A 17,680-nucleotide genomic window follows, 5' to 3' on the forward strand; every position below is an offset into this window, starting at 1 on the left:
ATCACGATGCGCAATCGAACCAAGATTTTCCTCGGCATTGGTGCCGCAACCATGCTGGCGCTGGGCGGCCTCGCGGGCCTCGCCCAGGCTGACATGGAGGGTGGCATGCATGGCGGCCACTGCGGCATGGGCGGCGGTCATGGCCCCGGCATGATGGGCCAGCAGCTGATGGAACGCTACGACGCCGACAAGGATGGCAAGGTCACCCAGGCCGAAATCGACCAGAACCGCCAGCAGTGGCTGGCCGACGCCGACACCAACAAGGATGGCACGCTGTCGCTCGACGAGTTCAAGGTGCTGTGGCTGAAGTCCCGCAACGAGATGGTGGTGCGCGAGTTCCAGTTCTTCGACCGTGATGGCAATGGCCAGGTGACGATCGAGGAATACAAGGGCCCGATGTCCGATCTCGTGGCCACCCGTGACCAGAACGCTGATGGCTCGCTGGGCAAGGATGACCGGCCCGCAGCTGCAGGCAACGGCGAGCGTCCGCGTTGGCGCCACCTCCACGGCAAGATGGGCCAGGGCATGGGCCACGGCATGATGGGCGGCGGCAAAGGCCCCTGCATGGGTGGCGGCGTTGGCCAGGACCAGCCCGCCGAAAGCCCGGACGATGAGCAGGGCGAAGCCCCCGCAAACCCGTAACCCCGACCAATGACCCGGAGCCCCAAACTCCGGGTCTTTTCTTTTTCGCCCATTGCCGCCATCAAGGGCGCATGGACCAGATTGACGGACACTCCCTCGCAACGGCGTTCACGCCCCTGGCCGGTCTCACCGGCGGCATCTTGATTGGCCTTTCCGCCGTGCTGCTGATGGGCGGGCTCGGCCGCGTGGCCGGCATCACCGGCATTTTCGGCACCCTGCTGGGCCGCTGGAAACCAGACAACGCCTGGCGCGCCCTGTTCATCCTCGGCCTGCTGGCGGGAACGATCCTCACGTCGCTGCTGGGCGGCTTTGATTCGGACAGCATGAAGTTTCCGGGCAATCCGCTGACCACGGTGGTTGGTGGCGTGCTCGTGGGGCTGGGCACGGTGCTGGGCGGCGGCTGCACCTCAGGACATGGCATCTGCGGCATCGCGCGCCTGTCAGTGCGCAGCATCGTGTCGACAGCAGTGTTCATGTTCTTCGCGGTGGCCACCGTCTACATGCTGCGTCACGTGATCGGAGCCTGAGAATGGACAAGCTCACCGCACTTCTCTCCGGCCTGCTGTTCGGCGCAGGCGTCACGCTCTCCGGCATGGTCAACCCCATGAAGGTGCAGAACTTCATGGACATCTTCGGCCGCTGGGACCCGACACTGCTCTTCGTCATGGCCGCAGCACTTGCGATCACCTATGCAGGCTACCAGGTGGTGTTGAAGGCGCCGCGGCCACGCTTTGCCCTCGCCTTCATCATCCCCTCGCTGCAAGGGATCGATGAGCGGCTGATCGGTGGTGCTGTCGTGTTCGGGCTTGGCTGGGGCCTCACGGGCTTTTGCCCAGGCCCCGCCATCGCCTCGCTGGTCTTCGGCTACTGGCCGTCCGTTATCTTCGTCATCGCCATGGCAGTGGGCATGATGCTGGCCCGCCACCTGTTCCTCGGCACCGACGAAACGCAGTCCGACGGCTAGGCCTTCTTCACGCCGCAGGTGTTGACGCCGATGATGGAGTAGAGCGGGCAGTTGCCGATGAGCGCCGTGACCAGCGGAATGGCGCCGAGCCAGCCGATCCAGTTATAGCCCGTCGCAGGCGCAAGCAGCGCATACCACAGCAGCGCCAGCCCGATGATGATGCGCAAGCCGCGATCAATGCTACCCATGTTCGTGGTCATGTGAACCTCCCTCGCCCGGTGCAGCCAGTCCGCACCCCGAAAACTACTTATATCAGATTCGCTGATATTTACGCATCAATTCCATCAGTTCGCCGGCAGGCAGCGCGACGGCGGTGTTGCCGTCGCGGCCGACCATCGTCTCGGCCATCAGCATGGCGTCGATCACCGCCTCTTCCGTTGCCTCCACCGTCGCCATGAACAGCTTGTCGATGTCGCCATTGCCCAGCGCCGCCATGTGCGTCAGGCCGCCGCGTGCCGAAAACGCCTCTTCATTGGCCGTCGAGAAGGCGAGGAAGATGTCACCCGATGAATTGTTGCCCACCGTGCCGGTTCGCGCGAGGCCCAGCGGCACGCGCCGCGCGAGGCGCTTCAGCTGGTGCGCCATCAGCGGCGCGTCAGTGGCGACGATGGCAATCACCGAGCCCTGCTCCTTAGCCCGCAGCTTGCCATCCAGAAGATGGCGCCCCACCGGCACGCCCAGAACCGTGAAGTCTTCCCGCCGCCCGAAGTTCGACTGCACGAAGACACCCAGCGTGTAGCGCTCGCCCGCGATCTCGACGACGCGCGAGGCCGAGCCATTGCCGGCCTTGAAGTCATAGGTCAGCATGCCGGTGCCGCCGCCAACACTGCCCATGGCCACGGGGCCGGAGCGCGCAGAATTCAGTGCTTCGACCGTGTGTTCCGCTGTCACGTGGAATCCGTTGATGTCGTTCAAGTCGCCGTCATAGGTCTCGGCCGCCACCGGCAGTCCCCAGTCCTGCCCCGTGCCCACTCCATGCCCAACGAGCCAGCGGATCGTCGCATCGCGGGTGACGCCGCAGGAATGCGTGTTGGTGATGGTGATCGGCGTCTGCAGCTCACCACACTCTTCGATCCACACCACGCCCGTCATCTCGCCATTGCCGTTGAGCGAATAATATCCGGCAGCGCAGGGCACATGCGCCTTTGCCTTGCCCCTTGGCAAAATGGCGGTGACGCCGGTGCGCACCGGGCCCTGGCCCACCTTCAGGGGCCCTTCGCCCGAAATCAGCGTCACCTGCCCCACCTCGACGCCAGGCACGTCGGTGATGGCGTTCCACTGCCCGGGCACTCCGGGAAACGGCAGGCCCAGTTCCCGGCCACGCATGCGCTTGCTCACGGACATCTCCCTCAATCGGTCAAATTCATGCCAAACCTAGCAAATTTGCTTGCCGCGTCGAGGCCCAGCCTCTTTAACACACTGACCACTGAAGGAGACTGACTTGGCCGGACCGAAGCATGCCCATAACCCGTTGTGGACGATGGCCCTGCCGCTGCTCGCAACAGCACTTGTCATCGCCTATTTCGCCGGTCTGGTGCCGAAGGATCAGCCTCTGTTCTTCGCCATCGAAGCGCTGATCCTTCTGGGGACGGTGTTCGCCGCCGTGCACCATGCGGAAGTGGTCGGCAACCGGGTGGGTGAGCCCTTCGGCTCGATCATCCTCGCGGTCTCGGTCACCATCATCGAAGTGGGCCTCATCGTGGCGCTGATGCTGGCGGCGGATGATGGAGGCCCCACCATCGCGCGCGACACGGTCTATTCCGCCGTGATGCTGGTGCTCACCGGGCTCATCGGCCTCTGCCTCGTGGTCGGCGGCCACAAGCACCATGAGCAGACGATCAAGGTCGCTGGCACGTCGTCATACCTCGCAGTGCTGGGCACGCTCACTGTCACCGCGCTGATCCTGCCGAACTTCACCACTTCCACTGCCGGCCCCACCTACAGCCCGGTGCAGCTTGGCGCCGTGGCGCTGGTCTCCATCATGCTCTACGGGGCCTTCATGTTCGTGCAGACGGTGCGCCACCGCGACTACTTCCTTGCGGCAGCGGATGACTCCGACCTCGAGCATTGCGAATTTCCGACCCGCCGCCAGGCGGGAATCAGCCTTGTCTTCCTGCTCATTTCCCTGGCAGGCGTCGTCCTGCTGGCCAAGATGCTGGCGCCGGCACTCGACGACCTGATCGACATGGCCGGACTGCCGCCGGAGTTCACCGGCGTGGTCATCGCGGCGCTGGTTCTGGCACCCGAGAGCATCGCCGCAGTGCGCGCCTCGCTGGCCAACCGGCCGCAGACCGCCATCAATCTCGCACTGGGCTCGGCGCTTGCGTCGATCGCGCTAACCATCCCCATCATCACTATTCTCGGTGCCTTCGACAATGTCGATCTCGCGCTCGGCGTGCCGCCCTCCAAGATCGTGCTGCTGTCGCTCGCGCTCTTCGTCAGCGCCATTACGCTGCTGCCTGGCCGCACCACGGTGCTGCAGGGCTTCGTGCATCTGGGACTGTTCATCATGTTCGTGGTGGTCGCCGCAGTGCCCTGAGGCAATTTGCGCTTCACATGCCGGCGACGCTGCCCCACACTGTGGCGAGGGGTGAGGCAAGATGCCGTCAGAGACAGCCTTCTACTACAAGGAATTCCTGATCGTCCTCGGCGTGGCGGGGCTTGCCGTGCCGCTGTTCCTCAGGCTTGGCGTCAATGCCGTGCTGGCCTTCCTGATCATGGGCGTGCTGCTGAGCCCCGACATTCTCGGCAACCTTGCGCATTACGTGCCAGTGCTGTCGATGTTCAATATCGCGGATCCTGAAAGCCTCTCCCACATCGCCGATCTCGGCGTCGTCTTCCTGCTCTTCCTCATCGGGCTCGAACTCTCCTTCGAGCGGCTAAACACCATGCGCCGGCTGGTCTTCGGCCTGGGCGGGCTGCAGGTGGTACTGAGCCTCGTCGCCGTCGCTGCAGCGACCCTGCTGCTTGGCTTCGACATGCGCGCAGCCCTCGTTGCGGGCGCCGCCCTGTCGCTCTCATCCACGGCCATCGTCGTGCAGCTCCTGTCGGACTCGAAGCGGCTCGGCTCGCAGACCGGGCGGCTCAGCTTCGCCATCCTGCTGATGCAGGATCTCGCCGTCATCCCCCTGCTGCTGCTGGTTCCCATCCTCGGGCAGCGCAGCGAGGGCAATGTCGCGGTCAGCGTTCTCCTCGCCCTGCTGCAGGCCGGCGTGGCCATCGCCATCATCATCGGCGTCGGCCGCTTTCTGCTGCGCCCTCTGCTGCGGCTGGTGGCTCGCACCGGCAGTTCCGACCTGTTCATGGCCGCCACGCTGCTGATCGCCGTGGGCGCTGCAGCAGCGGCAAGCCTCGCTGGCATCTCCATGACGCTCGGCGCCTTTATTGCCGGGCTGATGCTGGCCGAGACGGAATACCGCCGCGCCATCGAGGCTGTGATCGAGCCCTTCAAGGGGCTGCTGCTCGGCACCTTCTTCCTCGTGATCGGCCTCAAGCTCGATCTCGACACGCTGTTCGCAAGCCCGCTTTACACGCTGGGCATCGCGGCGAGCCTCATCTTCCTCAAGAGTACGATCATCTATGTGCTGGCGCGCCTGTTCCGGGTGAACCGCGGCGCGGCGCTCGAGTCGGCCATGCTGCTTGGCCCCTGCGGCGAGTTCGGCTTCGTCATCGCAGGCACGGCACTGGCTTATGGCCTGATCGATGATCCCACCAGCCGCAACATCATGCTGCTGGTCACGCTGACCATGATTGCCATCCCCTTTCTCGCCAGGATCGGCGCGGCCCTCACCCGCTCGTTGCGCCAGCGGGCTGCAGCGGCGGCCATGCAGACGTTGCTTCCGGAAGACAGCGAGCAGCGGGTCATCATCGCAGGGTTCGGTCGCGTCGGCCATCTCATCGCCTCGATGCTTGATGAGCACAAGATTCCCTATCTCGCCGTCGACGCCGATGCCGACCTCGTGGCGCGCGAAAGCAAGGCCGGAAGCGAGGTCTATTACGGCGATGCCGCGAATGCCGAATTCCTGAAGCGCTGCGGACTGGCGCAGGCGCGTGCGCTTGCCGTCACCATGGACAATCCGGTGCGCGTCGACGAGGTGGTACGCGTGGCCCGCGCGCAGCGTGATGACCTCAAGATCATCGCGCGGGCCCGCGACGAGCGGCACGCGCAAAGGCTCTATGCCGCAGGTGTCACCGAGGCCGTGCCGGAGACGATCGAATCCAGCCTGCAACTGGGCGAGGCACTGCTGGTTGAAACAGGCGTTCCGATGGGCCTCGCCATCGCCTCCGTGCATGAGCGGCGCGACGGGTTCCGCAAGCTTCTGGGCCGGCCGAACCGCAGGCAAGAGCTTGAACTCGCGCGCAAGCGCCTGCGGCGTGAGAAGTCGGCGGAATAGATCAGGCGTCCTGCCGCTGGTTGCGCCAGCGGGTGATGATGCGTCCAACCATGCCCGGATCGTCCTGGGTCTCGTTCCACGACTTGGTGAAGTTCGGATCGTTCGAACTCGGACGGCGCGACTCATCGAGGAAGTCGATTGCAACGCGCACCGGCATGGGAACCGCCTCGCCAAAGACGATGCATTCGCGGTTTCGCAGCGAGGAGATGCCGTTCACCACGCCATGGGCCCAATCGGGAACCGCGCTCTTGATGAAGTGCTGGTCGCGCTCGGTTGTGAGACGGAGCACGAAGAGCGACCCGCACTGCGACAGCACGGATTCGGAAAGATCCGAAGGGCGTTGCGAGATCAGCCCCAGCGAGATGCCGTGCTTGCGGCCTTCCTTGGCAATGCGCTCGAAATTGCGCTGGGCGGCCGATTTCATGTGGCCATCTTCGCGCGGCAGGTAGCGTTGCGCTTCCTCGCAGACCAGCAGAACCGGAACGCTCCGCTCCGCGCGTGACCAGATGGCATAGTCGAACACCAGCCGCGAGATCATCGACACGACGACGTTGACAATCTCCGACGGCATGCCGGAAACGTCGACGATGGTCAGCGGCTTGTTATGAGTGGGAATGCGCAGCAGGGTGGAGAGGAGATCGCCCATCGAATCCGCGATCAGACTGTTGCCGAACATGAAGCCATAGCGCGGGTCGCGCCAAACCTCCTCCATCTTCAGCTTCAGACGAATGTAGCGGGAGGCATCTGCCGACTTCTCCAACCGGCCCGCCTCGAGTTCAAGCTGCTCCAGCAGGTCGGCGATAAAATAGGGAACCGGGCTGTCCGCCGTGACGCGCTCGATGTCGATGTTGAGGTAGTTCTTCTGGCGCACGTGGAGGAGGCACTTGCCGAGAATGTCGCGGTCGCGGTCGCGTGAGGCGCCATCGCTGGTCAGGAAGGCCTCGGCATGTTCCTCGAAGTTCATCAGCCAGAACGGCAGTTTCAGCGACTCGACGTCGAGGTGGATGCTGTTGTCCTTGAAGGCGGCGGCATATTCGCCGTGCGGATCGATGAGAACCACGTGGCCATTGGGCGCCGCATCGAGGATCTTGTGCAGCAAGGCTGCCACGGTGGTGGATTTGCCGACGCCGGTCGAGCCCAGGACGGCGAAGTGCTTGCTCAGCAGCGCGTCGAGATTGAGCGACGCCTTGATGTCGGGCGTTGCATGGATATCCCCGAGCGTGATGGTGGTGGTGCCCTTGATCCGGAAGATCGTTGCCCAGTCTGCGTGCGACGTCAAATAGGCCCGGTCGCCCGGGAACGGGTATTGCGAAACACCGCGACGGAAATCTACCACCTGCCCCGCCTCGGAGAGCGAGCCCTCGCCGATGAGGCTCACCTCCGCATCGAGGAACTCGTCCTGGCTTCCAGACGGGAACACGCAGTCGACCGAGGCGAAGACGATGTTGCGGCCAACACCGATCTTGATCATTGCGCCGACGCCAGCGCTGGATGCGATGTCGTGTCCCGCTGCATCGACGCCAGCGATGGCGGGGTCGCTCAGCCGCACGGTTGCGACCGCACCAGTCACCGAGACTATTCTTCCGAGCAAGATATCAGTTGTCACCTGGACCCGCCGTCATCATGAAACCTGCACTGCCCTGTGCAGATACCCAACGCCAAACGAAGTCAACCGTTCGCAAAAAATCAAGCTGAGTAACGTTAAAGCCGGCAGGTGCCGTCCGGCACAAACGGCAACCCATGCGTTCAGGCGCCCTCTAGGAGACGCCCAGTTTCTTCTGCAGGTTCGAACTCGAAGTTGTGTACTGGAACATCAGCCGCTCGCCGGGGTTCTTCAGCTTGAACACCTTCTGCGCCATCAGCGCCGCCTCGTGGAAGCCTGACAGGATCAGCTTCAGCTTGCCGGGATAGGTGTTGATGTCGCCGATGGCGAAGATGCCCTCGACGGATGTCTCGAACTTCTCGGTGTCCACCGGGATCAGGTTCTCATGCAGGTTGAGGCCCCATTCAGCCACGGGGCCGAGCTTCATGGTCAGCCCGAAGAACGGCAGCATGGCATTGCAGGCAACGTCGAAGCTCTGGCCGTCATTGCCCTTGACGGTAGCTGCCGAAAGGACGCCGACTTCGCCCTTGAGGCCCGTCACCTGGCCGAGCTTGAACGACATCTTTTCGGCCTCGACCAGTTCGCGCATCTTCTTCACCGAATCCGGTGCGGCGCGGAAATCGTCGCGGCGGTGGAGCAGCGTCAGGCTCTTCGCGATGGGCTGCAGGTTGATCGTCCAGTCGAGAGCGGAGTCGCCGCCGCCAATGATCAGCACGTCCTTGTCGCGCAGGGCTTCCATCTTCTTGACTGAGTAGAGGACGGAGCCATTCTCGTAAGCCTCGATGCCGGGGATCGGCGGCTTCTTGGGCTGGAAAGAGCCGCCGCCCGCCGCGATCACGACCACCTTGGAGCGGAACCTGAGGCCGCCATCGGTCTCGACTTCGAAGTCGGCGTCACCGAGCTTCGTCACAGCCGTGACCATGTGGTTGAAGTGGAACTCCGGGTGGAACGGCTTGATCTGCTCGAGCAGCCGCGTGGTGAGTTCGGCTCCCGTCACGATGGGAAGTGCCGGAATGTCGTAGATCGGCTTCTCAGGATAAAGCTCGGCGCACTGGCCGCCGGGACGGTCGAGGATGTCCACCACATGGCAGCGGATGTCGAGCAGGCCCAGCTCGAACACGGCAAAGAGCCCGCAGGGTCCGGCGCCGATGATGACGGCATCCGTGGTGATCACATCCGACATAGGTGCTCGTCCTTCCTCAGAACTGCTTTTCGGGAACCTTCACGCGCAGGCCATCCAGCGCGTCCGACACCTTGATCTGGCAGGAGAGGCGGGAATTGTCGCGCACGTCGAAGGCGAAATCCAGCATGTCCTCTTCCATCGGGTTGCGCGCGCCCACCTTCTCGACCCAGTCGGGCTCGACGTAGACGTGGCAGGTGGCGCAGGCACAGGCCCCGCCGCAGTCGGCATCGATGCCGGCAACCTGGTTCTTCACGGCCGTCTCCATGACGGACATGCCGGGAAGACCGTCCACCGTCTGCTCGGTGCCATTGTGCTGGATGAAGGTGATTTTTGCCATGCGAGACCCACTGAAAGCCGTTCGTTTTTTCGAACGGGTTTCTAGGGGATCATCAGCTGGAACACAACTGCGGGCGCGTCAGGCCACGGGAAGGTGATAGGCGCTGCGGGCCGCCTCGCGGAATTCCGCCGCCGCCGCATTCAGGCCCTGGAGACGGAGCATGCGTAGCTGGGCATCTCCCGGAAAGGTCAGAACTTCCAGGCAGGCAGCCAGGTTCTGCAACTTCTGCGCGCCAACAGCAGCACAGGACCCCTTCAACGTGTGGGCAGCGAACTTCCATTCAGCGATGGTCGCCGCCTCATCCAGAAGCTGCAACGTGGCTGGCAGCTGGGCCAGGAAAAGCCCCAGAACCTCTGCCGCAAGCCTTTGATCATGCATGGTATTATGCTCAAGACCCAGGCGGTCGAACACCGCGCTGTCGGCCTCGGGCTTTCGCTTGGCACTGGCCATGGATTTACACTCCCACACACCCTTGCCAAGAGGCTACGCCGCAAGCCTGAGCAGTTGGTAAAGGGAATGCGTGAAGACCGCATTTTCCACAAATTTTTCAATGCCCCCGCAGCCTTTAACCAATTTTTAAATAATCGTGTGCGGAGGGCCTGTCGCGGGTTCAACCCGCCGTCCTGATGGTCTATGGTAAAGTTTGCGAAGCCGTGTCCTGATGGGATGCGTTTGGAGCAACGCGGCAACCCAAAGGGAGCCGCATGTTTGTAATAGTGCGGGAATTGACACATGGCCAACACGACCGACACGCGCCGTTCCGACCGTCGCCAGGCCGACGCGGATGCCTCGAGGCGCGACACGCCAAGGCTGTCGGGTGAGCCAGTCAAGGGCCGCCCCGCCAACGAGAACGATCCCGGCACTGCCATGCTGCTGGCCAAGATGCGCCGCCGCCCCTCCTTCATGCCCTATGCCGTTGTCTCGGTGATTCTCATCGCCTTGTGGTCCTTCGGCTGGTTCTACGCCAATTCTGCAGCGCTCGGCGGCAATGCCCCGGCCGCTACCGTCTTGCAGGTGCTGGCCTTGCTGCTCGTGCCCGTCGCCGTCATCTGGATTGGCGCCTTCACCCTGTGGCGCGCCGCCGACATGCGCCAGGTCTCGGAAGCCCTGTTCCAGTCCGCCATGCGCCTCGTCCGCCCGCAGGACATTGCAACCGAAGGCCTCACCACCATTGCCCAGGCCGTGCGCTCCGAGGTCGACCTGCTGGTCGGTGGCGTCGAGCACGCGGTGCAGCGCGCTGCCGTGCTGGAAGAGATCGTCCACAAGGAAATCGCCGCCATCGAGCGTGCCTTCGGTGGCAACGAGGAGCGCATCCGCAACCTCGTCGCCGGCATCGAGAACCAGCGCTCCGCCCTGCACCAGGCCGCACTTCTCATCTCGAACGACACCAATCCGCTGATCACCCGCCTCGAGAACAACACCAAGAACCTCGACGGCATCATGATCGCCGCGCAGGACACGCTGGGCCGCCTCGAAGGTGGCCTGCGCGACGTCTCGGGCTCGATCATCCGCGCCGTCGACGACATGACCGACCGCGCCGCCGCCGCCGGCAACGACATGAGCATGCAGACAGCCCACATGGAGGACGTCTCCACCCAGATGCTGGGCCAGTTGCGCGACTTCTCGGACCAGGTCGGTTCGCAAATCGACCAGATGAAGATGGCCTATTCCAACCTCAACTCCGAGACGGTCGACTTCGGCCGCACGGTGCAGGACATGGAAGCGAACATGACCGGCCTGGTGCGCAACGCGGTCGATTCGCTCGCCGCCGTGCACGAGGACATCTCGCGCGTCATCGAACGCTCGAGCATCACATCGTCCGACCAGATCCGCCAGCAGGTGGCCGAACTCGCCGAGGTCGTGCAGACAACCGGCAGCAACCTCGGCTTCCACCTCAAGACCATCGCCGAAGATGTCACCGGCAACCTCGAGCGCGTCAGCGTCGACACCTCGCAGCTCCTCGAGCAGAGCCGCACGCTCGTCACGCAGGGCATGCAGTCGGTGGCCTCCGACTACATCGACCGCGTCGCGCAGTCGCGCGCCGAGCTCATCAACTATCTCGACCAGTCGGCAGCCGGTGTGTCCGCCGCGGTCGACGAAGCCACCGACACGGTGGCCGGCCGCCTCAATGCGGCAGGCTCGCAGTTCCTCACCGGCCTCGACCAGACCTCCTCCGCGCTCCTTGAGGAGCTGGGCTCGATGAGCACCGGCGTCTCGGGCCGCATCGAGCAGACGACGGGCCGCCTGATCGACGAGATCGGCAACCGCGCCGACACCATCATCACCAGGCTCGACGATTCGGCAGGCGGCGTGTTCTCCCGCCTCGACGAGCAGGCCGGCCTCATCTCGACCCGCGTCGAGGAAACCGCCACCCGCCTCCTCTACGCCATCGAGGACCGCACGGCGGCCGCCGCCGCGCGCGTCGGCGAATCCTCGCAGCAGGTGCTCGCAGCACTCGACCAGCAGAACCTCGAATCCGCCCAGCGCGTTATCGATTCCGCCTCGCGCGTCGAAGCGGCGATTGCCCGCGTGACCGACGACTTCACCTCGCGCATCGATGCCACGCATGGCGACGTGATCGGCCGTATCGAAGAGTCCGTGGGCGCGGCACTCGCCCGCATCGAGGACACTTCGGCGGAACTCCGCACCCTGATGAGCCACACCAGTGGCGACGTGCTGGGCCAGCTCGACAGCCGCACCCGCGACATGCTGGACCAGCTCGAGGCTGTCCTCGGCACCGCCAACAGCCGCCTCACCGAGGCTGCCACCACCTTCCATTCCGTCATCAGCCAGACCAGCGACCGGCTGGAAGACCGCATCGGCGTCTCCGGCGAGGCGCTCAATGCCCTCATGGCAACCGCCGTCGAGACCGCGCGCTCGCGCATCGACGATGCATCGGGCCTGTTCCACGACATCGTCGCGCAGGTGACGGGCAACGTCGAGCAGCGCCTTGGCACCTCGACGACGCTCATTGAGGACCAGGTGTCGCGCGCCATCGCCACGGCCTCGGGCCGCCTCGACGACACGACCCGCATGTTCCAGGAACTGATCGGCGGCGCTTCGGAGGAAATCGAGCGCCGCGTGGACGGTGCCGCCGAGCGCTTCTACGGCCAGGTCGAAACCTCGGTCAGCGCGGCCACCGGCTCGCTCGACCAGGCCAACCGCACCTTCCAGGACGTCATCACCGGCACCGCCGGCGCCGTGGTCAGCCAGATCGGCACCGCCACGCGTGACATCATCGGATCGGTCGAGACCACGGTGAACGAAGCTTTTAACCGCTTCGAGAATTCCGCCACCTCCTTCCAGTCGCTCATCTCGGGCTCTGCCGATGATCTTGAACTGAAGGTCGACGGCGCGGCGGAGCGCCTTTACGTGCGCATCGCCGAGACTGCCGAAACGGTGGCGAGCCGCATCGATGATGTGAACCTGCAGCTCGACCAGACTTCAGGCGGCATCAGCTCGAAGCTCGAGAGCGTGGCGCGCGGCGTCAACGACCTGATGGCCTCGACCAGCAACACCGTCGCCTCGCACCTCAAGGACACCGCCGAAATCGTCAACCGCGAGATGGCGGAATCCGGCGTGGCGCTCGCTGAGCGTATCGAGAATTCGGGTGGCCAGGTCACCGACAAGCTGATCACCGTGTCGGACAGCTTCACCCACAACTTGGCGCGGGCCCGCGAGGACCTGCTGACCACGATCACCACCTCCTCCGAGGACGTCACCAAGCGCCTTGCCGACACCACGATGCAGCTCTACAGCAAGCTCGACGGCACAACCTCGTCGATGACCGGGCAACTCGAGACCACGGCGACCAAGCTCTACACCAGGCTCGACCAGGTTTCGGCCCACATGTCGGGCGAGCTGGAAAACACCGCGCAGCGCATCACTGACTACATCAGCACCTCGGCCGGCGATGCCGTCACCAAGGTGGCGTCCGTCACCGACCGCCTCTCCACCCAGCTTGATGCCTCATCCCAGCAGCTGGGCCAGCTGATCGACCACACCTCGGAGCGCCTCGGCAGCCAGCTCGACCAGGCGGCGACCGATCTTTCGGCCCTCTTCGGCAACTCGACCGAGACGCTCACGCGCCGCCTCGACGAAACGTCCTCGCATCTCTCGGAAATCTTCACCACCAACACCGAGATGCTCAACAGCCAGCTCGAGGAAACCTCTCTCAAGCTGTCGGACGTGTTCACCACCAATACCGAGATGCTCAACGGCCAGCTGGAAGACACTTCGCTCAAGCTGTCGGATCTCTTCACCACCAACACCGGCAAGCTCAGCGAAGAGCTGGGCCAGACCTCCGAGCGGATCTCCAGCCTGTTCTCGGTCAACGCCGAGCGCCTCAGCGGCACGCTGGACACCACCTGGAACAGCTTCGCATTACTGTTCAACGACAAGACCGAGGCCCTCACGGAGCAGCTGGACCGCACCTCGGCCGACCTCAACGAACTGTTCATCGCCAACACCCGCATGATGGCGCAGCAGATCGACAAGACCGCCACCGAGATGACCGACAGCTTCTCCGAGACCGCAGTGCGCGTCACCCAGCAGGTGAGCGACGTCAACCGCGTCATGGGGCAGCGCCTGAGCGATGCCTCCTCCGAGGTCACCTCGCAGCTCGATACCGCCGGCACGTCCATGCTCGCCCGCATCGAAAAGACAGCGGAACTCCTGCGCCAGCGCTTCGACAATTCGACGGGCATGCTGGAGCGCGTCACCGACGAGCTCAACACCAAGCTCGACGGCACGGGCATGCGCTTCGCCGACATCCTCGACCAGGCCTCTGGCGCCATCCTCGCCGACCTCGGCAAGGCCAGCCAGGCCCTGTCGCAGGAGATGACCTCCACCGCGGAAGATGTCACCGGCCGCATCGCGCAGGATTCGAGCCAGCTCACCAGCCGTGTGGAGCAGGCTGCACGCGAGCTGGAACAGATTTCCTCCAGCACCGCGATCAAGCTTGATGAGGCCAACCGCAAGTTCTCCAAGCACGTCGAGACCGCGACGAGCTTCCTCGCGGAGCAGCTGGCCAGTGCGGCAAGCACCATGGACGAGCGCCTCGATACCGTTTCGAGCGATCTCACCGGCCGCCTCGAAGGCACCTCGACGCGCGTGTCCGAGCGCCTCGACGACGCAACGGTGCTGGTGCAGCGCTCGATCGAACGTTTCAACGGCGAGATGGAACGCGTCCTGGCAGACCGCAAGCTGGCGCTCGAAGGCCTCGTCTCGGATGCCGCCAAGCAGGCAAGCGAGATCGACAAGGTGATGGGTGGCTACATGACCCTCATCGAGGAGTCACTTGCCGCGTCAGAGACCAAGGCGCGCGAGATCAGTCGCATCGTTGTCGAGCAGTCGGCGCTTGCAACGCGCAACCTCGAGCAGGAAATCGAGCGTCTGCAGGAGACCTCCGGCGGCCAGATCACCCAGGCGGTGCGCGTGCTGCGCGACCAGCATGAGCGCGCCATGTCGGCGATGAACGAGATGCTGTCCTCCACCGCGACCGACTTCCAGCAAACGGCGCAGGACATGCGCCTTACCGCCCAGCAGGTGGTGAAGGACATCGACCTTGCCCGCAATGACCTGATGCGTGCGCTGACGGAACTGCCCGAGGAGACCCGCTCCAACGCCGACGCCATGCGCCGCGTGGTCGCCGACCAGATCGGTGCACTCGCGGCCCTGGCGGACGTCGTGAAGCGCCAGTCCGGTTCGCTGGACGTGTCCGGTCCCGGCACCTCCACCGGCCGCGGCAAGTCGCCGACGAAGAACTAAGAGCGTCGGCGGAAAAGCCATGCGCCTCACCATCGCCGAGGAACGCTGGCCGATCGCCGGCAGCTTCACCATCTCGCGCGGCAGCAAGACCGAGGTCCATGTCGTGACGGTGACGCTCGCGGACGGCGGCCATGTGGGCAATGGCGAATGCGTGCCCTACCCGCGCTACGAGGAAACCGTACCGCAGGTGACGGCCGCGCTCGAGGCTGCCAGCAGCCGCATCGAGGCGGGCGTGTCACACGGTGACATTGCCTCCGTCCTCACGCCGCATGCCGCGCGCAACGCGCTCGACTGCGCGCTGTGGGACTTGCGCGCCAAACAAGCCGGAAAGCCCGTCTGGCAACTCGCCGGTCTGCCGGAGCCGAAGCCCGCGGTCACCGCCTATACGCTGAGCCTCGACACGCCTGAAGCGATGGGCGAGGCCGCAGCGAAAGCATCAGCACGCCCTTTGCTCAAGCTGAAGCTCGGCCGCGGGGGCGATGCCGAGCGGTTGAAGCTCATCCGCCGCAATGCGCCCGCAAGCCGTCTCATCGTCGATGCCAATGAAGGCTGGACGGCGGACAATCTTGCCCAAATGCTCGCCGCCTGCGCCGATGTCGGCGTCGAGCTGGTGGAACAGCCGTTGCCCGCCGGAAATGACGAGGCGTTGCGGACCATCTCGCGTGCTGTCACCGTCTGTGCCGATGAATCGGCCCATGGCCTCGACTCTCTCGCCCAGCTCATCGGCAAGTATGACGCGATCAACATCAAGCTCGACAAGACGGGCGGCCTCACCCCCGCGATAGCACTCGCCCGCGCCGCACAGGAGCGCGGCCTCGGCATCATGGTGGGCTGCATGCTGGCCACCTCGCTGGCGATGGCGCCGGCCTTCCTGCTCACCCCGTTGGCGGACGTGATCGACCTCGATGGCCCGCTGCTGCTGAAGCAGGACCGCGTTCCGGCGATCCGCTTCGACGGCAGCCTCATGCAGCCGCCGCCGCCTGACCTCTGGGGCTGATCGCCTGCAGAACAAGCGCAAGCCCACAGGCCAGCGCCGAGATCGCCGCCATCACGAAGAAGGCGCCGCCACCGAGCCCTGCATAGAGCGCGCCCGAGGCCCACATGGTGCCTGACAGCAACACGCCGCTCGACAGCACCGAATAGAGCCCCTGCGCGGTGTTGCGCATGTTCGCGGGCACGCGCTCGCGGATATAGTGCATGGTGCCCAGGTGCGTCAGGCCGAAGGAACCCGCATGCAGCGTCTGCACCAGGAACAGGATGCCCAGCGGCGGGGCCAGTGCCGTGACCACCCAGCGGAAGCTGGCGATGGCGGTGCCAAGCATGATCAGTCGCGCCGAACCGAAGGCCTTGTAGAAGCGGTTGGAGAAGGCGAACATCAGCACTTCGGCCATCACGCTTGCCGCCCACAGCATGCCGATCACGAATTTTGAATAGCCCAGCGCCTCGAAATAGACCGAGCCGAAGGCATAGAGAAAGCCATGGCTCGCCTGGCCCAGCCCCGCCGCCAGCATGAAGACGATGAAGCTTGCGGTACTCACCAGCGCGAGAAGGCCTGAAAGGCGGATTGGTTCGGCCTTGGTTGCGGCGCGCACGGCCTTGTCCTGCGGCAGCAGCAGCGTGACGAAGGCGCCCAGCGCCTGGGCACAGGCGATCAGCAGGATCACCCATGTCACCGGTATCACCTCGAGCAGTGCGCCCGCACCCAGGCTGCCCGTCAGGAAGCTGAGCGAGGCCCACAGCCGGATGCGACCGTAGTCGAGGCCGTAATGGGCGCTCCCTTCCACCGCCAGTGTTTCCGTCAGCGGCACGATGGGCGCCAGCAGGGCAGCAGCCAGCATGCCGGTCACGAGGATTGGCCAGAAACCCGTCATGACGCTCAGCAGGAAATACGCAGCCGTCGAGCCGAAGGCACAGGCGATGATCACCGCGCGCCGGCGCTGGGTCAGGTCGGCAAGGAAGGTGCCGAAGGGAATGGCAAGGATGCGCACCGCCATCATCAGCGCGACGACCATTGCAACCTGTGAGTCAGGCAAGCCCCGGTCCTTCAGCCACAGCGGCAAAAACGGCAGCTGGATGCCGCTGCCGAGGAACAGCACAGCATTGAACAGCGAAAGCCTGAGGCTGAAATTGCGGGATGGCATGGGGTTGCGGGGCGCCGGCGATCTCGGATTGACCGCGTCTAAACCAAAGATTCACCACTCGCCATGATTATGAGGGGCGGTGGTGCCCTGCGACAGGCGCAGGGGATGGGGCGTGTCAGCCCCGGTGAGTGGAGTTGCGTATGACGCCCAGAGAATTGCCGCCCCGTGCGCGAACCGCGCCGGCAGGCCTTGATCCGGAAGATTTCGATGCCATCCGCGAGGCGGTCATGGAAACCCCGCGCGGCCGCTGGTTCCTCGACGAATTCTCCACGCGGCTGCGCCGGGCAGAGACCTCGAGCCTGCAGGACAGCATGCGGCGGCTCGAAACCGCCATCGCCACCAACCACGACGAAGTCATGTCCCGCCTGTCCAGCGCCCTGCGGGAGGAGGCGGAGGACGAGCCCGCCCCTCACCTTGCCGAACCCCACACACGCCTCGCGCCTCGCCACATGAGGTATTTCCGCGCCGACGAGGACCTCTTCGAACCAGCGCCGGAGGCCACCATTGCCTCCGTGCCGCGCCTCCTCGACATGCTGCCGCCGGAAGCCGAAGCGCCCCCGCGGCGGGGCCGCATCATCATCACCCGCCACAAGCCCGGCGATCAGTTCGACGTGCCGCTGGCGGAGGAGCTTTCCAAGGCTTCGTGA

Annotated in this window: 15 protein-coding genes; 8 read left to right on the top strand and 7 right to left on the bottom strand. The window is 64.6% G+C overall.

Features of this window, described 5'->3' with window-relative positions; translation table 11 throughout:
* Nucleotides 1-6: 6 nt before the first annotated feature.
* From WCJ41_RS02965 to WCJ41_RS02975, 3 genes are all read left to right on the top strand, one after another.
* Entirely contained in the window at nucleotides 7-642 is a 636-nt protein-coding gene (locus WCJ41_RS02965) for an EF-hand domain-containing protein (RefSeq protein ID WP_336904336.1), read from the top strand.
* Nucleotides 643-713: 71 nt separating this feature from the next.
* Nucleotides 714-1,169 carry a YeeE/YedE thiosulfate transporter family protein gene (locus WCJ41_RS02970; protein ID WP_336904337.1) on the top strand — a complete coding sequence of 152 codons (456 nt, stop codon included), beginning with the start codon at nucleotides 714-716 and terminating at the stop codon, nucleotides 1,167-1,169.
* Between the two features lie 2 nt (nucleotides 1,170-1,171).
* The gene (locus tag WCJ41_RS02975) at nucleotides 1,172-1,606 is read left to right on the top strand and encodes a DUF6691 family protein (protein ID WP_336904338.1); all 435 of its coding nucleotides are present in this window, start codon (nucleotides 1,172-1,174) and stop codon (nucleotides 1,604-1,606) included.
* Here the strand turns inward: WCJ41_RS02975 and WCJ41_RS02980 are convergent.
* Both WCJ41_RS02980 and WCJ41_RS02985 read right to left on the bottom strand, forming a co-directional pair.
* Nucleotides 1,603-1,806, bottom strand: coding sequence for a DUF2892 domain-containing protein (locus tag WCJ41_RS02980; protein ID WP_336904339.1), 204 nt, complete (start codon nucleotides 1,804-1,806; stop codon nucleotides 1,603-1,605). The genes WCJ41_RS02975 and WCJ41_RS02980 overlap by 4 nt on opposite strands.
* Before the next feature lie 52 nt (nucleotides 1,807-1,858).
* A complete protein-coding gene (locus WCJ41_RS02985; protein ID WP_336904340.1) occupies nucleotides 1,859-2,944 on the bottom strand; it encodes a P1 family peptidase in 1,086 nt (361 codons plus the stop codon).
* 103 nt (nucleotides 2,945-3,047) lie between these two features.
* Here WCJ41_RS02985 and WCJ41_RS02990 point away from each other — a divergent pair, with 103 nt between their 5' ends.
* Nucleotides 3,048-4,145, top strand: a complete 1,098-nt coding sequence (locus WCJ41_RS02990) for an ionic transporter y4hA (RefSeq protein WP_336904341.1) — start codon at nucleotides 3,048-3,050, stop codon at nucleotides 4,143-4,145.
* Nucleotides 4,146-4,206: 61 nt separating this feature from the next.
* Nucleotides 4,207-6,000, top strand: coding sequence for a cation:proton antiporter (locus WCJ41_RS02995; protein ID WP_336904342.1), 1,794 nt, complete (start codon nucleotides 4,207-4,209; stop codon nucleotides 5,998-6,000).
* 1 nt (nucleotide 6,001) lies between these two features.
* Here the strand turns inward: WCJ41_RS02995 and WCJ41_RS03000 are convergent, their stop codons facing one another.
* The 4 genes from WCJ41_RS03000 to WCJ41_RS03015 all read right to left on the bottom strand — a co-directional run bounded on the left by WCJ41_RS03000 (nucleotide 6,002) and on the right by WCJ41_RS03015 (nucleotide 9,573).
* Nucleotides 6,002-7,570 carry a DUF87 domain-containing protein gene (locus tag WCJ41_RS03000; protein WP_336904343.1) on the bottom strand — a complete coding sequence of 523 codons (1,569 nt, stop codon included), beginning with the start codon at nucleotides 7,568-7,570 and terminating at the stop codon, nucleotides 6,002-6,004.
* 187 nt (nucleotides 7,571-7,757) lie between these two features.
* On the bottom strand, nucleotides 7,758-8,786 hold the full coding sequence (locus tag WCJ41_RS03005; RefSeq protein WP_336904344.1) for an NAD(P)/FAD-dependent oxidoreductase: 1,029 nt from the start codon (nucleotides 8,784-8,786) through the stop codon (nucleotides 7,758-7,760).
* A 16-nt stretch (nucleotides 8,787-8,802) separates the two neighbouring features.
* The gene (locus WCJ41_RS03010) at nucleotides 8,803-9,123 is read right to left on the bottom strand and encodes a 2Fe-2S iron-sulfur cluster-binding protein (protein ID WP_336904345.1); all 321 of its coding nucleotides are present in this window, start codon (nucleotides 9,121-9,123) and stop codon (nucleotides 8,803-8,805) included.
* Between the two features lie 78 nt (nucleotides 9,124-9,201).
* Nucleotides 9,202-9,573, bottom strand: a complete 372-nt coding sequence (locus tag WCJ41_RS03015; protein ID WP_336904346.1) for an Hpt domain-containing protein — start codon at nucleotides 9,571-9,573, stop codon at nucleotides 9,202-9,204.
* A 282-nt stretch (nucleotides 9,574-9,855) separates the two neighbouring features.
* On the opposite strand from WCJ41_RS03015, the gene WCJ41_RS03020 reads away from it, so the two are divergent.
* Both WCJ41_RS03020 and dgcA read left to right on the top strand, forming a co-directional pair.
* Entirely contained in the window at nucleotides 9,856-14,892 is a 5,037-nt protein-coding gene (locus WCJ41_RS03020) for a hypothetical protein (protein WP_336904347.1), read from the top strand.
* 19 nt (nucleotides 14,893-14,911) lie between these two features.
* Nucleotides 14,912-15,889 (top strand): N-acetyl-D-Glu racemase DgcA, encoded by a 978-nt coding sequence (dgcA, locus tag WCJ41_RS03025; RefSeq protein ID WP_336904348.1) that lies wholly within the window; start codon nucleotides 14,912-14,914, stop codon nucleotides 15,887-15,889.
* Here the strand turns inward: dgcA and WCJ41_RS03030 are convergent.
* Nucleotides 15,855-17,033, bottom strand: coding sequence for an MFS transporter (locus tag WCJ41_RS03030; protein WP_336904349.1), 1,179 nt, complete (start codon nucleotides 17,031-17,033; stop codon nucleotides 15,855-15,857). The two genes, dgcA and WCJ41_RS03030, sit on opposite strands and share 35 nt — an antisense overlap.
* A gap of 140 nt (nucleotides 17,034-17,173) precedes the next feature.
* On the opposite strand from WCJ41_RS03030, the gene WCJ41_RS03035 reads away from it, so the two are divergent.
* On the top strand, nucleotides 17,174-17,680 hold the full coding sequence (locus WCJ41_RS03035) for a hypothetical protein (protein ID WP_336904350.1): 507 nt from the start codon (nucleotides 17,174-17,176) through the stop codon (nucleotides 17,678-17,680).

The organism is Aestuariivirga sp. (assembly GCF_037139295.1).
Lineage (GTDB): Bacteria > Pseudomonadota > Alphaproteobacteria > Rhizobiales > Aestuariivirgaceae > Aestuariivirga.

Bases quoted from the DNA above. Each gene is read 5' to 3' on its own strand.
- WCJ41_RS02965 (WP_336904336.1), top strand. From the start codon at position 7: ATGCGCAATCGAACCAAGATTTTCCTCGGCATTGGTGCCGCAACCATG.
- WCJ41_RS02970 (WP_336904337.1), top strand. From the start codon at position 714: ATGGACCAGATTGACGGACACTCCCTCGCAACGGCGTTCACGCCCCTG.
- WCJ41_RS02975 (WP_336904338.1), top strand. From the start codon at position 1,172: ATGGACAAGCTCACCGCACTTCTCTCCGGCCTGCTGTTCGGCGCAGGC.
- WCJ41_RS02980 (WP_336904339.1), bottom strand. From the start codon at position 1,806: ATGACCACGAACATGGGTAGCATTGATCGCGGCTTGCGCATCATCATC.
- WCJ41_RS02995 (WP_336904342.1), top strand. From the start codon at position 4,207: ATGCCGTCAGAGACAGCCTTCTACTACAAGGAATTCCTGATCGTCCTC.
- WCJ41_RS03005 (WP_336904344.1), bottom strand. From the start codon at position 8,786: ATGTCGGATGTGATCACCACGGATGCCGTCATCATCGGCGCCGGACCC.
- WCJ41_RS03010 (WP_336904345.1), bottom strand. From the start codon at position 9,123: ATGGCAAAAATCACCTTCATCCAGCACAATGGCACCGAGCAGACGGTG.
- WCJ41_RS03015 (WP_336904346.1), bottom strand. From the start codon at position 9,573: ATGGCCAGTGCCAAGCGAAAGCCCGAGGCCGACAGCGCGGTGTTCGAC.
- WCJ41_RS03020 (WP_336904347.1), top strand. From the start codon at position 9,856: ATGGCCAACACGACCGACACGCGCCGTTCCGACCGTCGCCAGGCCGAC.
- dgcA (WP_336904348.1), top strand. From the start codon at position 14,912: ATGCGCCTCACCATCGCCGAGGAACGCTGGCCGATCGCCGGCAGCTTC.
- WCJ41_RS03030 (WP_336904349.1), bottom strand. From the start codon at position 17,033: ATGCCATCCCGCAATTTCAGCCTCAGGCTTTCGCTGTTCAATGCTGTG.
- WCJ41_RS03035 (WP_336904350.1), top strand. From the start codon at position 17,174: ATGACGCCCAGAGAATTGCCGCCCCGTGCGCGAACCGCGCCGGCAGGC.